General features: G+C 71.0%; 20 protein-coding genes. 5 read left to right on the top strand and 15 right to left on the bottom strand.

Annotated elements, in window-relative coordinates; all coding sequences use genetic code 11:
* Positions 1-200: 200 nt before the first annotated feature.
* Genes ABT061_RS02055 through ABT061_RS02045 form a run of 3 tightly spaced genes read left to right on the top strand, consistent with a single transcriptional unit; the run spans position 201 to position 4836 of the window.
* A complete protein-coding gene (locus tag ABT061_RS02055; RefSeq protein ID WP_350911655.1) occupies positions 201-1949 on the top strand; it encodes an ABC transporter ATP-binding protein in 1749 nt (582 codons plus the stop codon).
* A complete protein-coding gene (locus ABT061_RS02050; protein ID WP_350911653.1) occupies positions 1931-3793 on the top strand; it encodes an ATP-binding cassette domain-containing protein in 1863 nt (620 codons plus the stop codon). Before ABT061_RS02055 ends, ABT061_RS02050 begins: the two co-directional genes overlap by 19 nt.
* On the top strand, positions 3790-4836 hold the full coding sequence (locus tag ABT061_RS02045; protein WP_350911651.1) for a radical SAM protein: 1047 nt from the start codon (positions 3790-3792) through the stop codon (positions 4834-4836). The genes ABT061_RS02050 and ABT061_RS02045 overlap by 4 nt, the downstream gene beginning before the upstream one ends.
* A 134-nt stretch (positions 4837-4970) precedes the next feature.
* Here ABT061_RS02045 and ABT061_RS02040 read toward each other — a convergent pair whose 3' ends face one another.
* The 9 genes from ABT061_RS02040 to ABT061_RS02000 form a co-directional block, all read right to left on the bottom strand.
* Positions 4971-6740 (bottom strand): alpha/beta fold hydrolase, encoded by a 1770-nt coding sequence (locus ABT061_RS02040; RefSeq protein WP_350911650.1) that lies wholly within the window; start codon positions 6738-6740, stop codon positions 4971-4973.
* A 69-nt stretch (positions 6741-6809) separates the two neighbouring features.
* Positions 6810-7370, bottom strand: a complete 561-nt coding sequence (locus ABT061_RS02035) for a TetR/AcrR family transcriptional regulator (protein ID WP_350911648.1) — start codon at positions 7368-7370, stop codon at positions 6810-6812.
* Between the two features lie 28 nt (positions 7371-7398).
* Complete coding sequence (locus ABT061_RS02030) at positions 7399-8679, bottom strand: thymidine phosphorylase (RefSeq protein ID WP_350911646.1); 1281 nt, start codon at positions 8677-8679, stop codon at positions 7399-7401.
* A gap of 2 nt (positions 8680-8681) precedes the next feature.
* Positions 8682-9077: a cytidine deaminase gene (locus ABT061_RS02025; protein WP_350911644.1), complete on the bottom strand. Its 396-nt coding sequence runs from the start codon at positions 9075-9077 to the stop codon at positions 8682-8684.
* A 46-nt stretch (positions 9078-9123) separates the two neighbouring features.
* Positions 9124-10404, bottom strand: a complete 1281-nt coding sequence (locus tag ABT061_RS02020; RefSeq protein WP_350911642.1) for an ABC transporter permease — start codon at positions 10402-10404, stop codon at positions 9124-9126.
* Entirely contained in the window at positions 10401-11549 is a 1149-nt protein-coding gene (locus ABT061_RS02015) for an ABC transporter permease (RefSeq protein ID WP_350911640.1), read from the bottom strand. Before ABT061_RS02015 ends, ABT061_RS02020 begins: the two co-directional genes overlap by 4 nt.
* Positions 11550-11586: 37 nt before the next feature.
* Positions 11587-13110 (bottom strand): ABC transporter ATP-binding protein, encoded by a 1524-nt coding sequence (locus ABT061_RS02010; protein ID WP_350911968.1) that lies wholly within the window; start codon positions 13108-13110, stop codon positions 11587-11589.
* 100 nt (positions 13111-13210) lie between these two features.
* Positions 13211-14290 carry a BMP family lipoprotein gene (locus tag ABT061_RS02005; RefSeq protein ID WP_350911638.1) on the bottom strand — a complete coding sequence of 360 codons (1080 nt, stop codon included), beginning with the start codon at positions 14288-14290 and terminating at the stop codon, positions 13211-13213.
* A gap of 291 nt (positions 14291-14581) precedes the next feature.
* On the bottom strand, positions 14582-15832 hold the full coding sequence (locus ABT061_RS02000; RefSeq protein WP_350911636.1) for a M20 family metallopeptidase: 1251 nt from the start codon (positions 15830-15832) through the stop codon (positions 14582-14584).
* A gap of 533 nt (positions 15833-16365) precedes the next feature.
* On the opposite strand from ABT061_RS02000, the gene ABT061_RS01995 reads away from it, so the two are divergent.
* Entirely contained in the window at positions 16366-17763 is a 1398-nt protein-coding gene (locus ABT061_RS01995; protein WP_350911634.1) for a peptide ligase PGM1-related protein, read from the top strand.
* Here the strand turns inward: ABT061_RS01995 and ABT061_RS01990 are convergent.
* Complete coding sequence (locus ABT061_RS01990) at positions 17722-17940, bottom strand: SCO4848 family membrane protein (RefSeq protein WP_030912524.1); 219 nt, start codon at positions 17938-17940, stop codon at positions 17722-17724. The genes ABT061_RS01995 and ABT061_RS01990 overlap by 42 nt on opposite strands.
* A gap of 87 nt (positions 17941-18027) precedes the next feature.
* On the opposite strand from ABT061_RS01990, the gene ABT061_RS01985 reads away from it, so the two are divergent.
* Complete coding sequence (locus tag ABT061_RS01985; RefSeq protein WP_350911632.1) at positions 18028-19260, top strand: D-alanyl-D-alanine carboxypeptidase family protein; 1233 nt, start codon at positions 18028-18030, stop codon at positions 19258-19260.
* A 53-nt stretch (positions 19261-19313) separates the two neighbouring features.
* Here ABT061_RS01985 and ABT061_RS01980 read toward each other — a convergent pair whose 3' ends face one another.
* The 5 genes from ABT061_RS01980 to trpS all read right to left on the bottom strand — a co-directional run bounded on the left by ABT061_RS01980 (position 19314) and on the right by trpS (position 22994).
* Positions 19314-20363, bottom strand: coding sequence for a hypothetical protein (locus ABT061_RS01980; protein WP_350911630.1), 1050 nt, complete (start codon positions 20361-20363; stop codon positions 19314-19316).
* The gene (locus tag ABT061_RS01975; RefSeq protein ID WP_350911628.1) at positions 20360-20491 is read right to left on the bottom strand and encodes a hypothetical protein; all 132 of its coding nucleotides are present in this window, start codon (positions 20489-20491) and stop codon (positions 20360-20362) included. The genes ABT061_RS01980 and ABT061_RS01975 overlap by 4 nt, the downstream gene beginning before the upstream one ends.
* Before the next feature lie 75 nt (positions 20492-20566).
* Positions 20567-20920 (bottom strand): PadR family transcriptional regulator, encoded by a 354-nt coding sequence (locus tag ABT061_RS01970; protein ID WP_350911626.1) that lies wholly within the window; start codon positions 20918-20920, stop codon positions 20567-20569.
* A gap of 62 nt (positions 20921-20982) precedes the next feature.
* Positions 20983-21903, bottom strand: coding sequence for a YihY/virulence factor BrkB family protein (locus ABT061_RS01965; protein ID WP_350911625.1), 921 nt, complete (start codon positions 21901-21903; stop codon positions 20983-20985).
* 86 nt (positions 21904-21989) lie between these two features.
* Positions 21990-22994, bottom strand: a complete 1005-nt coding sequence (trpS, locus tag ABT061_RS01960; RefSeq protein WP_350911623.1) for a tryptophan--tRNA ligase — start codon at positions 22992-22994, stop codon at positions 21990-21992.
* Positions 22995-23000 lie beyond the last annotated feature (6 nt).

Genomic DNA, 23000 nt, shown 5'->3' with positions numbered 1-23000 from the left:
TCCCCAAGCCGCCTCGATCCGGCGGCGTGAAAGAAGAAAGGAAAACCGATGGAACTCGACATCACCACTCTTGACCTGCTCCCGGCCGTCCAGGAGTCCAGGCTGTATCCCTGCGGGTGCACCTGCACGTTGCCGAGCTTCATAACCGGTGTCGTGGCCCCCTAATGCCGGACCAAGCCTCGGATTCCCACGCCGGGCAGGTGACGCGGCGGGATGGTGATCGCCTCCTCGCCGCCACGGCGCGCGGCCTCTGGGCGCCCCTGGCGGTGACCGCGGCGGCCGTCGCCCTGTCGACGGCCGCCGCCCTGGCCCTGCCCGCCGCGCTGGCCACCGCCGTGGACGGTGTGGTGTCCGGCGAGGGCGCGCGAGCCGCAGGGTTCCTCGCGCTCGTCCTGGCCGTTGCCACCTGTGCCGATCTCATCGGCGCCCTCGCCGGCGCGGCGACCACCGCGTCCGCGACGGCGTCCCTGCGCCTGCGCTTCACCTCCCACCTCCTCCGGCTCGACGCCGCCGGCGCCCGCCGTTTCCCGGCCGGGGAACTGGCCAACCGGCTGGTGAGCAACACGGCGAGCGCCGGGCGCGTCCCGCTCACCCTGCTGTACACGGCCGCCGAACTCGTCAGCACGAGCGGCGGCATCGTCCTGCTGCTGGTGACCGACTGGCGCTCGGGTGTCGCCTTCCTGATCGGGATACCCGTCGCGCTGGTGATCGTACGGCTCTTCGTCACCCGGCTGTCCGGGGTGTACGAGCGGTATCAGAGCGCGCACGGGCGCCTGGCCGCGCGCCTGACCGACACCCTGGCCGGCATCCGCACGGTGCGGGCGTCCGGCACCGCCGATCGCGAGATCACCCGGGTGCTGCGCCCGCTGACCGACCTGTCGGACGCCGGTCACGCCATGTGGCGGGCCCAGGCGCGGGGCGTCTGGCAGATCACCCTGCTGCTGCCCATCATCGAAGTGCTCGTGCTCACCGTGGCCGGGCTCGGCGTCACCGACGGCCGGCTGCAGCCAGGGCAGTTGCTCGCCGTGGCCGGCTACGCGGCGATGGGCGTGGGCTTCATCGAACAGGTCGACGCGCTCCTGGGGGTCGCCGAGGCCCGCGCCGCGGCCCGCCGCATCCAGGAGGTCCTCGTACTGCCACCCCTCGTGCCCGGCACCCGCCCGCTGCCGGACGGCCCCGGCGCGCTGTCGTTCCGCGGCGTGACCGTGACCCGCGAGGGCTCCCACCTCCTCGACGCCATCGACCTGGACATCGCCCCGGGGGCGCTGACCGCCCTCGTCGGGCCGTCCGGAGCGGGCAAGACCACCCTGTCCCTGCTGGCCGGGCGGCTGTTGGACCCCGAGCGCGGGCAGGTGCTGCTGGACGGCCGCGACCTCGCCGATGTGGCCCCGGAGTCGTTGAGCGGCGCGGTCGCCTACGCCTTCGAACGCCCCGTCCTCCTGGGCGGCGACCTCGCCTCGGCCATCGCCTACGGCAGGCCCGCGCTCGACCGCGACAGCGTCCGCGAGGCCGCGCGGGCCGCACATGTCGACGACGTCATCCGCCGCCTGCCCGAGGGCTACGACACCCCCGCCGCCATCGCCCCGCTGTCCGGCGGGGAGTTCCAGCGGCTGGGCCTGGCCCGCGCCATGGTGCGGCGGGCCCGCCTGACCGTGCTGGACGACGCCACGTCCAGCCTGGACACCGCGACCGAGGCCCAGGTGACTCGCACGCTGGTCGAGAGCATGCGCGGGACCACCCGCCTGGTCATCGCCCACCGCGCTGCCACCGCCGCCCGCGCCGACCACGTGGTGTGGCTGGACGGCGGCCGGATCCGGGGCCGGGGCACGCACCGGGCGCTGTGGCAGGACCCGGCGTACCGCGCCCTGTTCGCCGTCGGCCCGGCCCCCGGCGGCGACGCAAGCGACGACAGCTCATGGAGTGAGGAACCGTGCCCGGCTCGGCTGTGACCCCCGCGTCCGCCCCGCTCACGGCGGCGCCCGTCCTCCGCCTGGGAGAGGACGGCCAACCCTCCGGCGGGTTCCGGCTGCTGCTCGCGTTGCTGCGCCCCCGCAGGCGGCCCCTGGCCTTCGCCCTGACATGGGCCTTGGTGGAGGCCGTCCCTGGGCTGCTGTCCGGGCTGCTCATCGCCCGCGCCGTCGACGACGGCTTCCTCGCCGGACGCCCGGGTACCGGTCTGGCCTGGCTCGGCCTGTTCGCGGTCGCGATGCTGCTCAGGACCGCGGCCACGCGACTGATGTTCCCCCACCTGGCCGCGGTGGTGGAGCCGCTGCGCGACGACCTCGTGCGCGCCGTCGTCACGGCCACGGTGACCCGCGCCGCCCGCGGCGACCGGCCGGACACCGCCGCCGTCAGCCGTATCACCGGGCAGGTGGAGACGCTGCGGAACCTGGTGTCCGCACTGCTGCGCACCACGCACGGGCTGGGCATCTCGCTGATCGCCGCGCTGGCCGGGCTGCTGGTGCTCTCGCCCCTGGCCGCGGCCATCGTCGCCGGACCCGTACTCGTGGCGGTGGCGGTGTGCGCCTGGCTGATGCGGGTGCTGCTGGTCCGGCAGCGCCGGCTGATCCTCGCCGACGAGACGCTCACCGCCGAGGCGACCCCGATCCTGGAGGGCACGCGTGACATCGCCGCCTGCGGGGCGCACGAGCAGGCGTACGCCACCGTGCGGGCCGCGGTGGACGCCCAGGCCGCGGCCACGCACGCGCTGGCCCGAGCTGGCATGTCCCGGCGGCTGATCGTCGCCATCGGCGCCCACGTGCCGCTGCTCGGCCTGGTCATCGCCGCTGAGCCGCTGACGCGACAGGGGCATCTGAGCGTGGGCGAGGTCGTCGGCGCGGTGACCTACCTGGTGACCGGCCTGCAGCCCGCCCTGCAGTCGATGACCGGCATCCTCTCGAGCTGGGGCGTGGCCCTCGCCGTCACCCTGCGCCGCATCGCCGAGACCATCGCGGTGCCCGCCGGCGACGCGCCCGCCGCCACCGGGCCGGCCGACGCCGCCTACGCGGTCGCCGTGCCCGCCGGTTGCGAACTGCGGGCCAAAGAGCTGGGCTTCGCCTACGCCCCCCAGGCCACGCCCGTGGTACACGACCTCGACCTGGTGATCCCCGAGGGAGACCACCTGACCGTGGTCGGCCCCAGCGGCATCGGCAAGTCCACCCTGTCCCTGCTGCTCACCGGGCTGCGGCGGCCGACCCACGGGGAGATCCTGCTCGGCGGGCTCCCGCTGGAGGCGATAGCGGAACCCGGCCTGCGCTCCATGGTGGCGCTCGTGCCCCAGGAGGCGTACGTCTTCGCCGGCACGGTCCGGGAGAACCTCGGCTACCTGTGCCCGGCCGGCACCGCGGACGCCCGGCTGGACGAGGCGGCGTACCGGGTGGGCGCGCGGGCGCTCGTCGAACGGCTCGGCGGCCTCGACGCCGAGATCGACGAACCCGCCGCGCTGTCGGCCGGAGAGCGGCAACTGATCGCCCTGGCACGGACCTACGCCTCCCCGGCCCGCCTGGTCGTCCTGGACGAGGCGACCTGCCATCTCGACCCCGCCGCCGAGGCGAGGGCCGAGAGCGCGTTCGCCGCCCGGCCCGGCACTCTCATCGTCATCGCCCACCGCATCAGCTCCGCGATCCGAGCCCGGCGCATCCTGCTGTTGGACGGCACCGCCGCACACCTCGGGACCCACGCGGACCTGCTGACCCGTTCCCCCCTGTACGCCGACCTGGTCGGGCACTGGACGAACGACCGAACGCCCGGCGCCGGTCCCGGGCATCCGATCTCGACGAGGAGGTCCTCATGAGCGCCCCTGTGAACAAGCCCACCGACATCATCTGGGACGTCACCTACGCCTGCCCCCTGCGCTGCATCCACTGCTACTCCGAGTCGGGCAGGCGCCCGGCCCGGCAGCTGAGCCACGGCGACATGCTGCGGCTCGCCGACGCGATCATCGCCATGCGCCCGGACTCGGTGGAGTTCGCGGGCGGCGAGCCCCTGGTGGTCAAGGGGATCTACGAGATCGCCGAGCACATCGGCCGCGCGGGGATCACTGTCAACCTCTACACCGGCGGATGGACACTCACCCCCGAGACCGCCGAGGAGGCGGCCCGGGCCTTCCAGCGGATCACCGTCAGCATCGACGGGACCGACGCGGAGGTGCACGACCGGGTACGGGGCAGGGCCGGCTCCTTCGACCGCGCGATGAACGCCCTGGCCATGCTGGACGACATCGCCGCCCGGCGCGCGGCAGAGGGCGGCACTCCGCTGATCTTCGGGATCGACTGCTCGGTTGTGCGGAGCAATTTCCACCAGTTGGCGGATTTCTGCACCGACATCGCCCCTCGGTTCCCGCGGATGCGCTTTCTCAACCTGGCCGCGGCGGTGCCGTCCGGGCTGGCCAGCCGACCCGGCTTCGCCGAGACCGAACTGCTCGGCAACGAGGAGCTCGCCACCCTGACCAGCGAGGAGTACACCGAGCGGCTGCGGTCACTGGCACCGGCGTCGCTGGCGGTGACCACCTCCGACAACTTCATCCTGATGATGCACCCCGGCATCGTCGCGAGCTACGGGTTCCCGCTGATGCAGATCGAGCCCGACGGCGAGGTGCGCGCCATGCCGATCTACGAGGGGTGCGTGGGAAACCTGCTGACCGAGGCCCCGGACGTGCTCTGGCGGCGCGCCGTCGAGCGATGGAGCGATCCCTTCGTGGTCGAGACGCTGTCCCCGGTGCGCTCCATGACCGACTGGGCCGAGGCGACCCGGCGTATCGACCGCCGGTTCGGATACCCGGAGGTGCTCACGCGCATCGACCGCCGCCCGCCGTGGCAGGCCGCGCAACCCGCGTGAGCCTGAGACCCGCCCGGCCCCGCTGTCCGGCGGGTGCGACCCCGACGGCGGCGATTCGCGGCACGCGACCGCGAATCGCCGCCGGGAGCGGAGCGTGCGATCGGGGCCCGCGTCTCGCGCATGAGCGCGGAGGTTCAGCCCCGAGCCGGTCGCGAAGGCTCCTGGCGGGCCCGCCTGCCGGCCGCCCGCAACACCTCGGCTAGTTCCTCGGGATGCGTGAGCTGGGGATAGTGCCCCGCGCCCGCTATCACGGCGGCACTCCTGCCGGCGACCGGCGAATCGGCGGCCCCGGCGACAATCGTCACCGGCACCTCGATCCGGTCGAGCGACCGGCGAAGCCCGTCCCGGGCGATGTGGGCCACCCTGGTCGCCTCGATCACCCGGCGGGCCGCCCCCGGCCGCCGCATGTCGGCGATCGCGCCGGCTGGAACACCGAGCATCCTCCCCAGCCGCTCCTCCCGCATCCGGCGCAGCACCGGCACGGCCATCCCAGACCGCAGCAGCCGCGGCGAGGGTGCCTGCAGGAAGGCGGGGGCGACGAGGACCACCTCGGCGACCCGGTCGGGGTGGGCGGCGGCGTAGCGCAGGGCGGGCCCGCAGCCGAAGGAGTGCCCGACCAGCACCGGCCTGGTCCTGACCGGCCCCATCAGAGCCGCCGTCCAGTCGTCCAGCGGGTGGCCGCGCCCCGGGCCGCTCCGCCGGGCCGCCGCGGAGCGGCCCAGACCGGGCAGGTCGGCGGCCAGCGCGGGGGCGTCCAGCCGTCCGCGTACCGCGTCCCAGGAGTCGGCGTCCAGTGGCAGGCCGTGGAACAGCACGTACTCGGGGGTTTCGCGCTCCCCCGCCACCCAGGTCCTGACCCCCGCCACGTCGTGGAACCCGTAGGGCTCGCGCGGCGGGACCCCGCGGCCGAAGCGGGCGGCGACCAGCCCGTCCGCCCAGCGCCGGAGCACCTCCCCGACCGGCGGCATGACCAGTCCGGCCCGTTCCGCGAAGCTCCGGGCCGGGGCCGTGTCGTAGCGGTCGGCGGACAGGAACGACAGCGTCTCGGGATCGGCCCCGGTGAGCGCGCGGGGCAGCCGCCGGACCACCCCGACCGGGATCGCCCGGCGGGGCGCGGGCACCCCCAGGTGCCCGGCGACCGTCCTGACCAGCTCCGGCAGGTTGGGGGTCTCGTCATCGAGCACCCAGTAGGCATTCCCCTCGGTCTCCTCGTGCTCGGGCAGCGCGGCGGTGAAGCGGGCGAAGTAGTCACCGTCCACGACGGGCAGGAAGATGTCCGGGCCGCCCGGCAGCGCGGGAAGCCGTCCGTACCAGAGGTCCCTGACCACCGTGGCCAGGCCGATGAACTGACCGGTGCCGACCACGGTGGCGGGGTTGACGATCGTCAGCGGGATGCCCAGCTCGCGTGCCCGGACGCGGAGCGCCGCGTCCGCCTCCCGCTTGGACGCCTTGTAGGCGCCCTGGCGGTAGTCCACCGCGAGATCGCCGCGGCGGTCCGGTGAGTCACCGCTGACGCGATAGCCGCTGATGTGCACCAGGCGGCGCAGGCCGGGCCTGGTGGCGGCCCAGTCCGCCACGTTGAGCGCCCCGGTCACGTTGACCGCCCTCGCCTCCTCGGCGCTCAGCCCGAAGGCGAAGCGCGCCGCGGTGTTGTAGACGTCACGCACCTGCCCCAGGTCCGCCAGGCCGTCGAGGCCGAGCCCGGGCGCGGTGATGTCGGCGGTGACGACGGTCAGCCGCGCGGTGTCCACTCCCTGCCCGGTGAGCCATGACGTGAGCCGGTCCGCCCGCCCGCGCACGGCGGCGGCCACCCCGCGCCGGGCGCGGAGAAGTTCCGCCACCAGGGAGCGACCGACGAATCCGGCCGCGCCGAAGACCACGGAGTCGATGGGGCCGACGGCCATGCGATCACCTCAAAATAGATCGGTCTACATATTTTATGGACACGCAGGAACCTACCGGACCGGATCCTCCTAGAGCAACGCGGTGACCTGCCGGGCCACCCGGTCGAGCGGCTCCCGGCTGCGATGCGCCTTGGCGAGCACCAGCGCACCCTCGATCAGGGCGAGAACGGCGACCGCGGCATCGGCGGCCTCGGGGTGCCCGTCGGCTGCCAGCCGGTCGCGGAGCGAGCCCTCCCAGGACCCGTACGCCTCCGAGCAGACCTCCTGCAGCGGATCGTTGGTGGCGGCCATCTCCAGCGCGACCGTGGCCACCGGACAACCCTTGCGCCAGCCGGACGCCTCCAGCCGGTCGCCGAGCACCCCGAGCATGGCGGTGACCATGGTCACCGTGTCCGGCGCGGTCTCGGCCAGGTCGTGCACGACCTGGCCGATCTCGCGACCCGCCCGCCGGACGGACTCCGCGACCAGATGGTCCTTACCGCCGGGGAAGTGAAAGTAGAGCGAACCACGCGGCGCCCCGCTGGCCGCGATCACCCGGTTCAGTCCCGCCTCGAAGTAGCCCCCGCCCTCGATCAGGTCCTGCGTCGCGTTGAGCAACCGGCCGCGCGTCTCCTCGCCCTTCTGTCCCATCTCTCTAAAATAGACCGATCTTTCTGGGTCAGGCCGTGATGCGGTCGATCACCAGGGGGAGCAGGTCCGGGTCGGCGCTCTCCCCGATGGTGTAGGCGCCCTCCAGCGCGGCGAGCGCCCGCTCGAAGCGGAAGGTCTCGTCCGCGTGCAGCGTCATCAGCGGCTGCCCCTCGCGGACGGGGTCCCCCGGCTTGGCGTGCAGCACGATGCCCGCGCCGAACGACACCGGGTCCTCCTTGCGCTCCCGGCCCGCGCCGAGCCGCCAGGCCGCCAGGCCCACGCCGTACGCGTCGAGCCTGGACAGCACGCCGGACGAGGGCGCGGTGATCTCCATGGTCTCGGCGGCCGTGGGCAGCGGGGCGTCCGGGTCGCCGCCCTGGGCGGAGATCATCCGGCGCCAGACGTCCATCGCCGAGCCGTCCGCGAGGGCCCGCTCCGGGTCCTTGCCACCGGACAGGCCCGCCGCCTGAAGCATCTCCCGCGCCAGCCGTACGGTCAGCTCGACCACGTCGGCGGGGCCGCCGCCGGCGAGCACCTCGACCGACTCGGTGACCTCCAGCGCATTGCCCACGGCCAGGCCCAGCGGCCGGTCCATGGCGGTCAGCAGCGCGACCGTGTTGACTCCGGCGTCGGTGCCCAGCGCGACCATGGTCGTGGCCAGCTCACGGGCCCGCTCAGGAGTCTTCATGAAGGCCCCGGAGCCGACCTTGACGTCCAGCACCAGCGCGCCGGTGCCCTCGGCGATCTTCTTCGACATGATCGAGGAGGCGATCAGCGGGATCGACTCGACCGTGCCGGTGACGTCGCGGAGCGCGTACAGCTTCTTGTCGGCCGGGGCGAGCCCGTCACCCGCCGCGCAGATGACCGCGCCGGCCTTGCCGAGCACGTCGAGCATCCCGTCGTTGGACAGGGACGCCTGCCAGCCGGGGATGGACTCCAGCTTGTCCAGGGTGCCGCCGGTGTGGCCGAGCCCCCGGCCGGACAGCTGGGGCACGTGGCCCCCGCACGCGGCGACCAGCGGAGCCAGCGGCAACGTGATCTTGTCACCGACGCCGCCGGTGGAGTGCTTGTCCGTGGTGGGCCCCGGCAGCGCCGACCAGTCCATCCGCGCCCCGGAACGGATCATGGCCTGGGTCCACCCGGCGATCTCCCGCCGGTTCATGCCGTTGAGCAGGATCGCCATCGCGAGCGCGGACATCTGCTCGTCGGCGACGACGCCCCTGGTGTAGGCGTCGATCACCCAGTCGATCTGCTCGGCCGACAGCTCACCGCCGTCCCGCTTGGTGACGATGACGTTGATCGCGTCCATGCTCAGGCCCCCCGGCTCAGGTTCTCCGGTCCGAAGGCGTACGGAAGGATCTCCGACATCGGCTTCGGACCGTCGATGGTCTCCAGCAGCAGCTCTGGGCCGCCGAACTCGTACAGCAGCTGGCGGCACCTGCCGCACGGCATGAGCAACTCCTCGTGCCCGTCGACGCAGGTGAACGCGACCAGGCGGCCACCACCCGTGGCCTGGAGCGCGGAGACCAGCCCGCACTCGGCGCACAGTCCGATGCCGTAGGAGGCGTTCTCGACGTTGCAGCCGGACACGATCCGCCCGTCGTCCACCAGGGCGGCGGCGCCGACCGGGAACTTCGAGTAGGGGGCGTAGGCATGCCCCATGGCCCGCACGGCCTCGGCCTTGAGAGCCGCCCAGTCAATGCTCATCTCGGTGCTCATCAGATCAGGTCCACTCGTGAGACGCGCGTGATGGTCACTTACCCTGCCCCCTGCGGTATGGCACTCCGTCGGCGGCGGGCGGGCGGAGCCGCTGCGCGGCCAGTGACAGCACCAGCAGCGTGGTGATGTGCGGGGTGACCGAGGTGAACTCCGAGGGGACGGTGTCGGTCAGCGCGAACACGACGAACACCGCGACCGCCGCGACCCCGGTGATCAGCGCCGCCCGGGTCCGGTTCTGCCGTACCAGCTGGTAGACGGCCACGGCGACGATCAGGACCGCCACCACGAGCAGCAGCGCGTGCACCGACTCGCCGCCCCTGCGGAGCTGGAGCGCGTCGGTGTAGCCGAACAGCACGGCGCCGCCGGCCAGCCCGCCGGGCCGCCAGTTACCGAAGATCATGGCGGCGAGGCCGATGAAGCCGCGACCGCCGGTCTGCCCCTCACGGTAGGCGCTGGCCGCCACCTGGGCCAGGAACGCGCCGCCCAGGCCCGCCAGGGCCCCGGAGACGACCACCGCGACGTACTTGTACAGATAGACGTTGACGCCCAGCGACTCGGCGGCCACCGGGCTCTCCCCGCAGGAGCGCAGACGCAGGCCGAACGCGGTGCGCCAGAGCACGTAGTAGGTCAGCGGGACGAGCAGGATGGCCAGGATCGTGAGGAGCGAGATGTTCGTCGTCAGGCCGCGCAGGATGCCCGCCACGTCCGACAGCAGGAACCACTGCCTGGCCTCCAGTGCCTTCAGCGAGTCTCCGATCCACGGCAGGCTCACCACGCCCGGCTTGGGCACGGGGGGCGACTGGGAGTCGCCGCCGCCCGGCATCTCGGCGAAGGTGACCTTGGACAGGAACTGGGTGACGCCCAGGCCGAGGATGTTGATCGCGACACCGGAGATGATGTGGTCGACCCCGAACGTCACAGTGGCTATCGCGTGCAGCAGTCCGCCCAGGGCTCCGCCGACCAGGCCCGCCACCACGCCCGCCCAGGGGTTGCCGAACTGGAGCGCACCCCAGGCACCGAACCAGGTGCCCAGGATCATCATGCCTTCGAGGCCGATGTTGACCACCCCGGCCCGCTCGGACCACAGGCCGCCGAGAGCGGCCAGGCCGATGGGGATGGCCAGCGCGACGGACGCGTTGATCGCGCCCGCCGAGGTGAGGTCGACGGCGCCGGTGACGGCCCGGGCGAACGACAGCAGCAGGACCAGCGCGCCGAGGGCGAGCAGCAGGACCCGCCAGGTGATCCTGAACTTGCGGGTGACGGCCTTCGGCTCCAGGAAGGGAGTCTCCGGCGTGGTGAGGGCGCCCTGGCTCATACCGGCGTTCCTTCCCTGGTCGGGGCGGCGCTCGCCAGCTGGCGGCTCACCCGGCGCTGCTCGGCGGAGACCTGGTAGCGGTGGACCAGCTCGTAGGCGATGATCACCGAGAGCACGATCGTGCCCTGCATGATGGTGACGATGTCCGGCGAGATCTTCTTGATCTGCAGGATGCCGGAGGAGGTCTCCAGGAAGGCCCACAGCAGGGCGCCGAACGCGATGCCGACCGGGTGGTTGCGGCCGAGCAGCGCGATCGCGATGCCGGTGAAGCCGAGTCCGGTGGGGAAGTCCAGGCTGTAGCTGTAGGAGGCGCCGAGCAGCTGTGGCATGCCGACCAGGCCCGCCACCGCGCCGGACAGGATCATCGCGGTGAGGACCATCCGCTTGACGTTGACGCCGCTGGCCACCGCGGCCGTCTCCGAGCGGCCGGTGGCGCGCAGGTCGAAGCCGAAGCGGGTCCGGTTGAGCACCACGTGGTAGACGACGCCCATCACGACCGCGAGGATGATCAGGCCGAACACCTTCGTCTGGGTGCCGGGGATGATCTCCAGACCGGGTACCTGGCCGGACGGGCCGATCGGTTTGGTGCCGATGTTGTTGCTGCCCGCGACCTCGACCGCGAAGCGCTCCTTGTTGAGCAGCCAGGCGCCGAGCGCGGTCGCGATGGCGTTCAGCATGATCGTGGAGATGACCTCGCTGACCCCGCGCCGCACCTTCAGCAGCCCGGCGATCGCCGCCCACCCCGCGCCGACCAGCATGGCGACGAAGATGATCAGTGCGACGTGCAGCGGGGCGGGCAGGGCGACCGCACCGCCGACGGCCGCGGCGGTGAGCGCCGCCAGACGGTACTGGCCGTCGACGCCGATGTTGAAGAGGTTCATCCTGAACCCGATCGCCACCGCCAGCGCGGACAGGTAGTAGGTCGTCGCGTAGTTCAGGGACAGCACGATCGAGCGCGGCCGCACGCCGTACTCGGCCATGATGGCCATCGTTTCGACCGGCGGGTCGCCCGTGATCAGCAGAACGATCATGGTGACCAGGGCGGCGAACACGATGGCGGCGAGCGGGGCGGCGAGCGAGAGCAGCCCTGTCGGGGAGACCCTGCCGAGCAACCGGTCGGTGAAGGTGGATTTTTCCGGACTCATCCGGGCACCCCGGGGGGAGTGCTCGCTACATGGGTGTTCATGCCGCCTCTCCAGCACCCGTCATGGCCGAACCGAGCTGCTCGGGTGTCACGTCCTTGGGGTCGACCTCGGCGACGATCCGGCCGCGCAGGATCACCTTGAGGGTGTCCGACAGGCCGATGAGCTCGTCGAGGTCGGCCGAGATCAGCAGGACCGCCAGGCCCGCGGCGCGCGCGGCGCGCAGATGGTCCCAGATCGCGGCCTGCGCGCCCACGTCGACGCCGCGCGTCGGGTGGGACGCGATCAGGAACACCGGCTCCCCGCTCATCTCCCGGCCGACGATCAGCTTCTGCTGGTTGCCGCCCGACAGGGCCGAGGCGTCCACGTCGATGCCCGGGGTCCGGACGTCGTACTCCTCGACGATGCGCCGGGTGTCCTCGCGCGCTCCCGCGCGGTCGATCCAGGGGCCCTTCACGTTGGGCCGCCGCGTCTGGTGGCCGAGGATGCGGTTCTCCCAGAGCGGGGCCTCCAGCAGCAGGCCGTGCCGGTGGCGGTCCTCGGGGATGTAGCCGATGCCCGCCTCGCGGCGGCGCAGCGTCGTCCAGGCGGAGATGTCGTGCTCACCGAGGCGGATCTCGCCCCCGGCCGCGCGCATGCCCATGATGGCCTCGACGAGCTCGGCCTGGCCGTTGCCCTCGACCCCGGCGATGCCGAGCACCTCGCCCTTGCGGATCTCGAAGCCGACGTCGTCCACAACGCGGCGGTCGTCCCCCGAGTGGACGGTCAGGCCGCGCACCGACAGCGCCACCACGTCGGTGACGGTGGACTCGCGGGTCTCCGGGCTGGGCAGCTCGCTGCCGACCATGAGCTCGGCCAGCTGCCTGGCGGTCACGTCCTTGGGATCCACGCTGGCCACGGTCGTGCCGCGCCGGATGACCGTGATGGCGTCGGCGACCGAGAGCACCTCGTCCAGCTTGTGGGAGATGAAGATGATGGTGAGGCCCTCGCGGACCAGCTCGCGCAGGTTGGCGAAGAGCTCCTCGACCTCCTGCGGCACCAGCACGGCGGTCGGCTCGTCCAGGATGAGGATCCGCGCGCCGCGGTAGAGGACCTTCAGGATCTCCACCCGCTGGCGCGCGCCCACGCCCAGATCCTCGACGGTGACGTCGGGCTCGATGCCGAGGCCGTACGAGTCGGAGATCTCCTTGATCCGCTTTCTCGCCGCGCCGAAGTCGATGGCGACCCCGCCCCTGCGGGGCTCGCTGCCGAGGATCACGTTCTCCAGCACGGTCAGGTTGTCGGCCAGCATGAAGTGCTGATGGACCATGCCGATCCCCACCGCGATCGCCTCGCCGGGCGAGCGGAAGCTCACGTCCTTGCCGTTGACGCGGATCTGGCCCTCGTCCGGGCGCTGCATACCGTAAAGGATCTTCATGAGGGTAGACTTGCCCGCGCCGTTCTCTCCGACGACGGCGTGCACGTGTCCCTGCCGCACGGAGAGAGAGATGTCGCGGTTGGCGACGACGCCGGGGAATCGTTTCGTGATCCCCTCGAGTTCGACGGCCGGTGCCGGGGTGCTGATGACGGCCTCCTCCGTACGGGTGCCCGATACGGAACGTGATGGTGAGCGTAGGACGAGGGGCCCGGGGGAAATGTCCGCCGGGCCCCTCATTAATACCAGGTCAGGAGGTCTTGTCCGGCACGGTGATCTCGCCGGAAATGATCTTCTGCTTGTACTCGTCGAGCTGGGCCTTGATGTCGTCGACCTGGCCACCGGTGGTGGAGTAGTCGACACCATTGGCCTTGAGGTCGTACGTCGTGACGCCCGACTTCACGGAATTGGTGGTGAAGCTCTTCAGGAAGTCGAAGACGGCGACGTCGACCTTCTTGAGCATGGAGGTCATGATGAGGCCCTGCAGCTCGGGGGCCGCGGTCTTGGCCTGGTCGGAGTCGACGCCGATGGCCAGGCCCTTGGCGGCCTTGGCCGCCTCGAACACGCCGCCGCCGGAACCGCCCGCGGCCTGGTAGACCACGTCGGCGCCCGCGTCGAACATGCCCTCGGCCGCGGTCTTGCCCTTGGCCGGGTCGGTGAAGCCGGTGAAGTCCGGCGGCTGGGTCAGGTACTTGACCTCGATCTTCACGTCCGACTTGACCGCCTTGGCGCCCGCGGCGAACCCGGCCTCGAACTTGTTGATCAGCGGCACCTGGACGCCGCCGACGAAGCCCACGTGGTTCTTCTTGCTCTTCAGCGCCGCCGCGGCGCCGACCAGGAAGGAACCCTCGTGCTCGGCGAAGAGGAGGTTGGAGATGTTGGGGGCGACCGCCGCGGCGTCGTCGACGATCGCGAACTTGACGTCGGGGAACTCGGTCGCGACCTTCTTCACCGGGCCGGAGTAGGCGAAGCCCACGGCGATGATCGGGTTGAAGCCGCCGTCGGCGAGCAGGCGGAGCCGCTCCTCCTTGGCCGCCTCGGTCTCGCCGTTACCGGCCTCCAGCTCGTTGACCTCGGCCAGGCCCAGCTCGGTCTTGGCCTTGTCGAGGCCGGCCGCCGCGGAGTCGTTGAACGACTGGTCGCCACGCCCGCCGATGTCGTACGCGAGACCGACCTTGGGTCCCGTCGCGGCCGGCGCCGCACTGCTGGCGGCCTCGCTCGGCTGAGCCGACGTGGTCGCTTCCTCGCTTCCACCACACGCGGCAGCTCCCATGAGCATGCTGCCCGCCAGTGCGGTCGCGGCCAGCTTGCCGAATCGGTTCTGAAGCAAGATGGACTCCCTTCGCGTTTCAGTGCACGCGCGAAGAGACGCACGGCAACCCTGCACGGAAGATAGTTGGTCCATCAGGGTTGACCAAACCGGTACACGAGTCCGAAACAGGTCCGTTATGCAGCTCAGGCCACCTTGTGACACACCGGGCCCAATGGAGCTACTTACGGGTAGCCTTGAAGGCGACCCGCAACGGGCCACCCCCCGGACCGACGATCTTTCTCTCCAGATCGTCGGCCGTTTCCTCGGGATATGTCGGAATTTTTCGGGCAACTACGCCCCGGGGGCGCGTCAGTTGTCGGCCTTCAGCGCCTTCAGTGCCATCAGGGCCTCGTCCGCGACGGGGCGCTGCCCCTCCCAGAGCGCGGTCAGCGCGGTCGCCGCGAGGAATCGCACCCCGGTACCGATGGCGCTCTCGTCCACGTCGAAGGTGCCCTGGTGGATGTCCGCCAGGTGCGCCGTCCCCGGCTCGCGGGTGCCGAGCCTGGCGAACGCGCCGGGGATGGACTCCAGGTACCAGCCGAAGTCCTCACCCCCCAGGCTCTGCTCCGTCGGCCCGGAGGCACCCTCGCCGAGCACGCCCTCCGCGGCCTCGGCCAGCATCTGCACGCTGATCTTGTCGTTGACCACCGGCGGCACGCCGCGTGTGTAGTCCATCTCGGCCTCGACGCCGTACGCGCCCGCGACCGACTCCAGCAGCGACTTGATCATGTCGGGGGCCGCGTGCCAGGCCGCCTCGTCCAGGCAGCGCACGGTGCCCTCGGCGACGCCGTCGTCCGGGATGGCGTTGGCCACCGAACCCGCCTCCACCCGGCCCCAGACCAGGCTGAGCGAGGAGCGGGGGTCGACCCGGCGGGAGAGCGCGGCGGGCAGCTCGGTGAGGATCTTGGCGAGCGCGAAGACGAGGTCGGCGGTGAGGTGCGGCCTGGCGGTGTGCCCGCCGGGACCGCTCACCCGGATCGTCACCTTGTCGCAGGCCGAGGTGATGGGACCGGATTTGAGACCGACCCTGCCGACGTCCAGCCGGGGGTCGCAGTGCAGACCGAAGATGCGGTCGACACCGCTGATGCCACCGGAGGCCATGACCTCAAGCGCACCGCCGGGAAGCTCCTCGGCGGGCTGGAAGATCAGCCGGACCCTGCCGGGCAGCAGGCCGGCCTCGGCCTGCTGGGCGAGGAAGAGCGAGGTGCCGAGCAGAACCGCGGTGTGCACGTCGTGGCCGCAGGCGTGGCACACGCCGGGGACCGTCGAGCTGTAGGGGACGTCCTTCTCGTCCGGCACCGGCAGCGCGTCGATGTCGGCCCGCAGTGCCACGGTGGGACCGTCACCGCTGCCGACGTCGCAGAGCAGGCCGGTGCCGCGCGGCAGCACCGAGGGGGCCAGCCCCGCGGCGGTCAGGCGCTCGGCGATGCGCTGCGTCGTGCGGTATTCGGCGAACGCGAGCTCGGGATGCATGTGCAGGTCTCGACGGAAGTTGATCAGTTCCTGCTCGCGACCGGCGAGGAACGTGTCGAGTTCTCCCCGCAAATTACGCCCCCGCATTGCTCACCGTCCTATTCCGCGCCGGCGGTCCTTCATCCTCGACGCACCGTGCCACTGCCCAGGATCTCGAAACCCATGAGGCAGTCCCGAAAAAAGTGATCGCCACACCGACGGGCCGGAGTGGGTCTCACGGGCCGTGTCAGCGCGGGCTGGTCGGCGCCGACGCGGGAGCTGCGAGCCTGTGGTCCGGGGCAGCCGTCGCATTGGCGATGACAACGACTTTATCTCGCCCCGCGAGCAACTCGCCGACATCCACGCCAAATGTTTTGCCGCCCCATACCTCACTCGTACACCTTCTCCCCCGAGGGAACCAGAAGGGATGACTCGTATTGACTACGGGACGGTAGTCATGTGGGGTGACGGCCCGGCCGGAGGATGACACTCCCGGGCCACTTCCAAACATCGCCGACCTGGCAATTTACCTGACCTCAGGTGCCGGTCATCGAACCCGGCGGAGTGATGTAAACGGGATGAATGCATGTTTCACTCCTCACATGATCGCTAACATCCCATTCGGGGAGAGGCAGTCGCGTTTGAGCATATTTGAACCGGACGAGGGCACGCTGGTGGTCCTTCCCTCGTTGTCGCTTCCCCAGGATGAACTGCGCAGGATCACCGGAGCCCTCTGCTACGAGGAACGACTGCTCTTCCTGCTCCTCACCCTGAGAGAGCCGAAGGTCGAGGTCGTCTACCTCACCTCGATGCCGGTGAACGACGCGGTCGTGGACTACTACCTGAGCTTCCTCGACGATCCGGACGAAGCCCGTACCCGCCTGCAAATGATCAGTTTGGATGATCCCGACACGCACCCGCTCACCGAGGCGCTGCTGCGCCGCCCGGACGTGATCGAACGCGTCCGCGCCGCGCTCGGGGACCGTCGAAAGACCCGCGAGGACGGCGGGGGCGCCTGGATGGTGCCGTTCGTGGTGAGCGAGTACGAGGAACGCCTCGCCGAGCTGCTCTCCCTGCCGGTGTACGGCCCGGCCACCTCCCTGGCCCACCTGGGGTCCAAGAGTGGTGGACGCGCGATCGGCGACGAGGCCGGGGTGCCGACGGTCAGGGGCTTCGGCGACCTGCGTTCGCTGACCGAGGTGGAGCACGCCGCCCGCGCGATGAGCCCCACGACCAGGCTGATGGTCAAGCTCAACAACAGCTACTCGGGGCTCGGGAACGCCATCGTGACCAAGGACGACCGGCCGCTCGTCTCCTGCCCCACGAGCTTCTCCGCCTCCGACGAGAACTGGACGACGTTCGCCGAGAAGATCGCCGAGCGGGGGGCGGTGATCGAGGAGTTCATCGAGGACCGGCCGCTGTGCTCCCCCAGCGCGCTGGCGAGGATCACCCCCGGCGGCGTCTACGACGTGGTCGCCACCCACGAACAGGTCCTCGGCGGCCCCAACGGGGATGTCTACCAGGGCTGCAGCTTCCCCGCCCGGCGGGAGTACCGCGCCGAGCTGGGCGCGTACACCGCGCGGATCGCCAGGGTCCTGGCGGACCGCGGCGTGGTGGGACTGTTCGGCGTCGACTTCTTCGCCGTCAAGACCGACGGCGGCTACCGGACGTTGCTGTGTGAGATCAACCTGCGCATCGGCGGCACCACCCACCCGCTCGGCGCCGCGATCCTGACCACCGGCGCGTCGTACGACCCCGGCACCGGCACGCTGATGCGCGACGGGCGGCCGAAGTACTACGTGGCGACGGACAACTGCGCCTCCCCCACGCTGAAGGGCCGCACCCCCGGGGAGGTCGTCAAGCTGGTTCACGACGCGGGTCTCGGCTTCGACCGCGAGAGCCGCACCGGGAACGTGCTGCACCTGCTGGGCGCGATCACCGAGTTCGGCAAGCTGGGGTTCACCAGCATCGGCGACTCCGCCGAGGAGGCCGCCGAGCTACACCGAAGAACCCTGCTCACGCTGCGACCAACCGCGTAGGCCGATCACGCCGAGCACGATCGCGAGCACGATGTTGACGGCGATCAGGATTCCGTGGACCACGTAGAAGGCCGTCGGGTGGCCGTCCGCGAGGTTGAAGCCAAGGTTGATCCATTCGAAGATCATGAAAGCGGCAAGGCCGATCAGAAAAGCGGCGATCTTTCGTGATATTTGCATGGTGTCAGTATCCCGCCGAGTGGCCCGTACCTGGTCAGGGCACCTCTAACTCTATGCGAACCGGCACGAAGCTACCCTGAGATCATCATGGGGATCAAACATCTCGCGCCCGTCGGGGTGCTGCTCGCGGCGACCACCTTTCTCGGCGCACCCGCTCAGGCCAGGACCGCGGGTGTGTCCGCGGCCGGTTCACCGGCACTACGGGCGGACGCCGGCTCGCCGGCCGGTCCGTCGAGTGCGGATCTCCTGAGCCACCTCGCGGGCGCCGGTGCGCTGGGCCCGCACGCGCGGGGCGAGAGGGAGCCGGTCGGCGGCTCCCGGCTCGCCGAGCGGGGTCTCATCGTCCCCTCGGGCGTGAAGGCCCCGCCGAAGACCGCCGCGAAGGCGTACGTGATCGCCGACGCCGAGACCGGCGCGGTGCTGGCGGCCAAGGACGCCCACGGGCGCTACCTGCCCGCGAGCACCCTGAAGGCGCTGACCGCGCTCACCCTGATCCCGAAACTGGACAAGAACCGGAGGGTCAGGCCGAGCACCCGCGCCGTGAACGAGGAGGGCAGCGCGGTCGGCCTGGTCACCAAGCCCCTCTACACCGTCGACGACCTGTTCAAGGCGCTGATGCTGGTCTCGGGCAACGACTGCGCGATGGCGCTGGCCGAGGCCAACGGCGGCCTGGCCGTGACCCTGGCGGACATGAACGCCGAGGCCAAGCGCCTGCAGGCTTTCGACACGGTGGCCAAGACCCCGAGCGGGCTGGACAAACCCGGCCAGAGCAGCTCGGCGTACGACCTGGCACTGATCGCCCGCGCCGGCCTGGCCAACGCCGATTTTCGACGATATATCAGCACAAAAACTGACAAGTTCCCGGCGCCCAAGGGCTACTACGAGATTGGCAACCACAACAAGCTGCTCTGGCGCTACAAGGGCATGATCGGCGTCAAGAACGGCTGGACCTCCAAGGCCCTGGGCAGCTTCGTCGGCGCGGCCAAGCGCAACGGTCACACGATCATCGTGTCGATCATGCGCCACGACGGCTACTTCTGGGAGGAGGTCGCCGACCTGCTCGACTGGGGCTTCGCCAACCGCGGCAAGGTCACCCCGGTCGGACAGCTGGTCGACCCGATCCCCGAGCCCACCCCGCTGCCCGCTCCCCCGACCGCCTCGGCGCCGCCCGCCGTCCCCACCCCCGGCTCCGGGCGGAACCCCGCCGCGGCCACCAGACCCGCCGACGAGGGCATCCCGATCGGCTACTACGTCCTCGGCGCGGGCCTGCTCGGCGGCCTGCTCTGGCTGGCGTACGGCCTGCGCAGGCGCTTCCGCTGAGGCGTGTTCCGCGGATCGTGGCCATGGCGACGATCCGCGGAACACGACCAGGGTCACGGATACGTCATCCGGGGAGGCTCTGGCGACGGGCCCTGGGCGGCGGGCAGGGCCGGCAATCCCAGGGCGGCGAGCACCAGGGCGACGAGCAGGAGCACCGCCGTCTGGCCGAGCGTGCCGAGCATGATGATCCGGCTCACCTCGTCGGCGGCGTCGAAGCCGTGGTTCAGCCCGGCGAGGCGGGCGCAGAGCACCGGCACCGCCAGGATCGCCAGGGCCAGCGGCCACGAGGGCGTGCGCCGGGCGGGAAAACGGAGGTGCACATACCCGTAGCCGATGCCCGCGCCCAGGATCAACGTGCTCGCCAGTCCGAGGGGGTCGAGCCATGGCCACCACCAGGCCGGCATGTCCGGGGCCGCCACCAGCCGGAACAGCACGTCGAACACGATGCCCGCGGCGAGGGGCAGCACGAGCAGCCACAGGGGGCGGCGAGCCGGCCGGGCATCACGGTGGAAGCCGGTCCACAGAGCCGACAGAGTGACCACCGGCATCAGCAACCAGGCCAGTGCCTCGAACAGGCCCCACCCCGGATCCGTCAGGACGAGCAGATCCGCCACGAAGGCGAGGAGAGCCAGCACCTTGGCCGTGCGCACATGGCCGAGGACGAGCGCGACGAAGGGCGCGATCCAGACGGCTCTGGCCAGGCTCCGCAGAATGTTCGCGAGCCGCTCAACCGATCCGAGGGGTCCTGCCACCTGGGCGAGCGAAGAATCGACCGTGCCGATCACCCCGTACGTGTGCAAGGCGGCCGCGACGGTCAGGATCGCGAAGAATGCCGGGAAGAGCAGCCCCAGTAGAGCCACCAGGCGGACCGTCTCGCCCCACGCGAGGGATCTCGGCGCCGCGCCCGCGCCACCGAGGCGGACCCGGACCGCCAGCGCGGCCACACTGGCGATCTCCGACCAGCGGGGCCGGGGCCCGTCCGCGTCCGAGACGTCCGGCGAGCCCTCCAGGAAGACGGCGACCATCTCCTCCTCGCGCTCGGCACGGTAGGAGGCGGGCAGCAAACGCAGCCAGTAGCGGTAGCGCTCCTCCAGCAGGCTCACCGGCGCACCACCCGCTCACCTGTCGCCACCCTGCCGGCGGCGTATCCGAATCGCCTCGGGTCACCGTCGCGCCCGCTCACCGGCGCACCGCCGCCGGAGGCGGCTGAGGCATCGCTCTGCTCGTTCATCGGTGGAATCGTCCTCTCGCCGGTCTTCACGAGTTCATCGGGCGGCTTCGCCGGGTCACCCGGAGTGCCCCGGCCTCACGCCGGCCCGCCCGCGACGGACGGACGCCCGCGCCTGGCGCGGAGGCGGTCGACCGCGGTTCTGGCGTTCTCCGCGAGCCGGACGGCCTCGGTCTCCAGCGTCCGCGACCCCGCGTCGGTAAGCCGGTAGTAGCGGCGCAGCCGCCCCTGCTGGACCTCCTCGCGGTCGAGAGCCACCAGCCCGTCGCCCGCCAGCCGGTCGAGCACGCCGTACAGCGTGCCGACCTTGAGCCGGACCCGCCCGCCGGACAGTTGCTCGACCTCCCGCACGATGCCGTAGCCGTGACACGGCGCATCGACCAGCGCGGTGAGGATGAGGAACGCGGGCTCCGTCATCGCCCTTGGAGTCATGCCTCACAGCATATATCGGTAAGCATGATATTAGGTAGGGCAGACCAAGGGCGATGCCCGGATCAGTTGGGGACGGCGTTGGCCGGAATCGGAGTGGGGTAGGGCGGGGGGCCGAGGGAGGCCGTCGCGGTCCAGGCGGCGGTGTACATGATGACCCGGGCCGAGAGGTTGATCCAGACCAGCAGGCCGACCACCACGGCGAACACCCCGTAGACGGGGTTGTTCAGGATGTGCGAGAGGAGCAGCGCCGCGAGTTGCTTGAGCAGGGCGAAGCCGACCGCGCCGAACAGGGCGCCGCGCAGCAGCACCCGGAGCGGCTGTCTGGAGCGTCCCAGCCAGCGCAGGATGATCAGAAAGACGACGACGTCGGCGAGGACGCTGACCGTCACGCCGACCAGCCAGATCGTGCCCCTGCCGACCGCCGACTCCGACAGCCCCAGCCATTCGGCCACGGTCCCGCCGGCCTGGGTGGCGAAACCGCCGACCAGCACCGAGGCGACCATGGTGGTGCCGAGGAGGACGAGCGCCGACAGGTCCCTGAGCTTGGCCAGGAGGAAGTCGAGCGGCGGCTCGGTGGTCATGGAGATCTCGCGCAGCGCGCCGCGCAGGGCGTCGATCACGCCGAGCCCGGCGTAGAGCAACCCGAGCAGGCCGATGACGCCCGCGCTCGTCCGCGAGTCGGCGATCTCCTGGATCGGCAGCTTGTCGGCGAGACCCGGCAGGTACTGGTTGATCGCCTTCCGCAGGGTCTCGGTGGCGTCGGGCCTCATGGAGAGGAAGTAGCCGAACACCGCGAAGGCCAGCGCGATGATCGGGAAGAACGACAGGAAGGCGAAGTAGCTGATCGCTCCCGCGAGCCGGTCGCCGGACTGGATCTGGTAGCGCTGGAAGGTCCTGACCAGATGGTCGAACCAGGGCCACCTGATCCGGGCCGTGCCCAGCACCGCTCTGAACCGTTCACGACCCGCTTGCACACGTTCCATCACACTTGCCACGTGCGCCCCCTACCCAGTCACCGCCGTCCCGATCGTGGACGGCGGCGAAAAAGCAGCTGTGCGTACCCGGAGGGTCACGGGGTGGGCAGGAAGCCCACCCGGTCGCGGACCTTGGCCATGGTCTCGGCGGCCACCGCGCGGGCCCGCGCGGCCCCGACGGCGAGCATCCTGTCGAGCTCGGCCTCGTCGGCGAGCAGCTTCTCGGTCCGCTCGCGGATCGGGGTGAAGGTGTCGACCACGAGCTCGGCGACGTCCTTCTTGAAGGTGCCGTACCCCTGCCCGACGTAGCGGGCCTCCAGCTCACCGATGGGAGTCCCGCTCAGCGCGGACTGGATGCGCAGCAGGTTGGTGATGCCCGGCTTGTTGTCGTCGTCGGCGAGGACCTCGGAACCGGTGTCGGTGACCGCGCGCATGATCTTCTTGCGGAGCGGCCCCGGCTGCTCCAGCAGGTCGAGGATGCCGGCGGGCGAGGAGGAGGACTTCGACATCTTCGCGGTCGGCTCCTGGAGGTCGGTGATCTTCTCGACCCCCTTGACGATGTACGGCTCGGGCACCGTGAAGGTCTCGCCGAAGCGGTGGTTGAAGCGCTGCGCGAGGTCGCGGGTGAGCTCCAGGTGCTGCTTCTGGTCGGCACCGACCGGAACCTTGTTGGCCTGGTAGAGCATGATGTCGGCGGCCTGCAGGATCGGGTAGGTGAACAGGCCCACGCTGGCCGAGCTCTCGCCGTGCTTGGCCGACTTGTCCTTGAACTGGGTCATCCGCCCCGCCTCGCCCATACCGGTGAGGCAGATCAGCACCCAGGCCAGCTCGGTGTGCTCGCGGACGTGGCTCTGCACGAAGACCGTGGACCGCTCAGGGTCGAGGCCGGCGGCGAAGAGCTGGGCGGCGGCGACCCTGGAGCGCCTGCGCAGCTCCTCCGGACGGTAGTCCACCGTGATCGCGTGCAGGTCGACGACGCAGTAGAAGGCGTCGTAACCCTCCTGCATCGCGACGTACTGCCGCACCGCACCGAGGTAGTTTCCCAGGTGGAAGGAGTCGGCGGTGGGCTGGATTCCCGACAGGACGCGAGGGCTGGCCATAGCCAC

Origin of the sequence: Streptosporangium sp. NPDC002544, assembly GCF_040295965.1 — a bacterium.
Taxonomy (GTDB): Bacteria; Actinomycetota; Actinomycetes; order Streptosporangiales; family Streptosporangiaceae; genus Streptosporangium.
This window is presented reverse-complemented; position numbering and strand designations above follow the sequence as displayed.

Bases quoted from the DNA above. Each gene is read 5' to 3' on its own strand.
- ABT061_RS02045 (WP_350911651.1), top strand. From the start codon at position 3,790: ATGAGCGCCCCTGTGAACAAGCCCACCGACATCATCTGGGACGTCACC.
- ABT061_RS02040 (WP_350911650.1), bottom strand. From the start codon at position 6,740: ATGGCCGTCGGCCCCATCGACTCCGTGGTCTTCGGCGCGGCCGGATTC.
- ABT061_RS02035 (WP_350911648.1), bottom strand. From the start codon at position 7,370: ATGGGACAGAAGGGCGAGGAGACGCGCGGCCGGTTGCTCAACGCGACG.
- ABT061_RS02030 (WP_350911646.1), bottom strand. From the start codon at position 8,679: ATGGACGCGATCAACGTCATCGTCACCAAGCGGGACGGCGGTGAGCTG.
- ABT061_RS02025 (WP_350911644.1), bottom strand. From the start codon at position 9,077: ATGAGCATTGACTGGGCGGCTCTCAAGGCCGAGGCCGTGCGGGCCATG.
- ABT061_RS02020 (WP_350911642.1), bottom strand. From the start codon at position 10,404: ATGAGCCAGGGCGCCCTCACCACGCCGGAGACTCCCTTCCTGGAGCCG.
- ABT061_RS02015 (WP_350911640.1), bottom strand. From the start codon at position 11,549: ATGAGTCCGGAAAAATCCACCTTCACCGACCGGTTGCTCGGCAGGGTC.
- ABT061_RS02000 (WP_350911636.1), bottom strand. From the start codon at position 15,832: ATGCGGGGGCGTAATTTGCGGGGAGAACTCGACACGTTCCTCGCCGGT.
- ABT061_RS01990 (WP_030912524.1), bottom strand. From the start codon at position 17,940: ATGCAAATATCACGAAAGATCGCCGCTTTTCTGATCGGCCTTGCCGCT.
- ABT061_RS01985 (WP_350911632.1), top strand. From the start codon at position 18,028: ATGGGGATCAAACATCTCGCGCCCGTCGGGGTGCTGCTCGCGGCGACC.
- ABT061_RS01975 (WP_350911628.1), bottom strand. From the start codon at position 20,491: ATGAACGAGCAGAGCGATGCCTCAGCCGCCTCCGGCGGCGGTGCGCCG.
- ABT061_RS01970 (WP_350911626.1), bottom strand. From the start codon at position 20,920: ATGACTCCAAGGGCGATGACGGAGCCCGCGTTCCTCATCCTCACCGCG.
- ABT061_RS01965 (WP_350911625.1), bottom strand. From the start codon at position 21,903: ATGGAACGTGTGCAAGCGGGTCGTGAACGGTTCAGAGCGGTGCTGGGC.
- trpS (WP_350911623.1), bottom strand. From the start codon at position 22,994: ATGGCCAGCCCTCGCGTCCTGTCGGGAATCCAGCCCACCGCCGACTCC.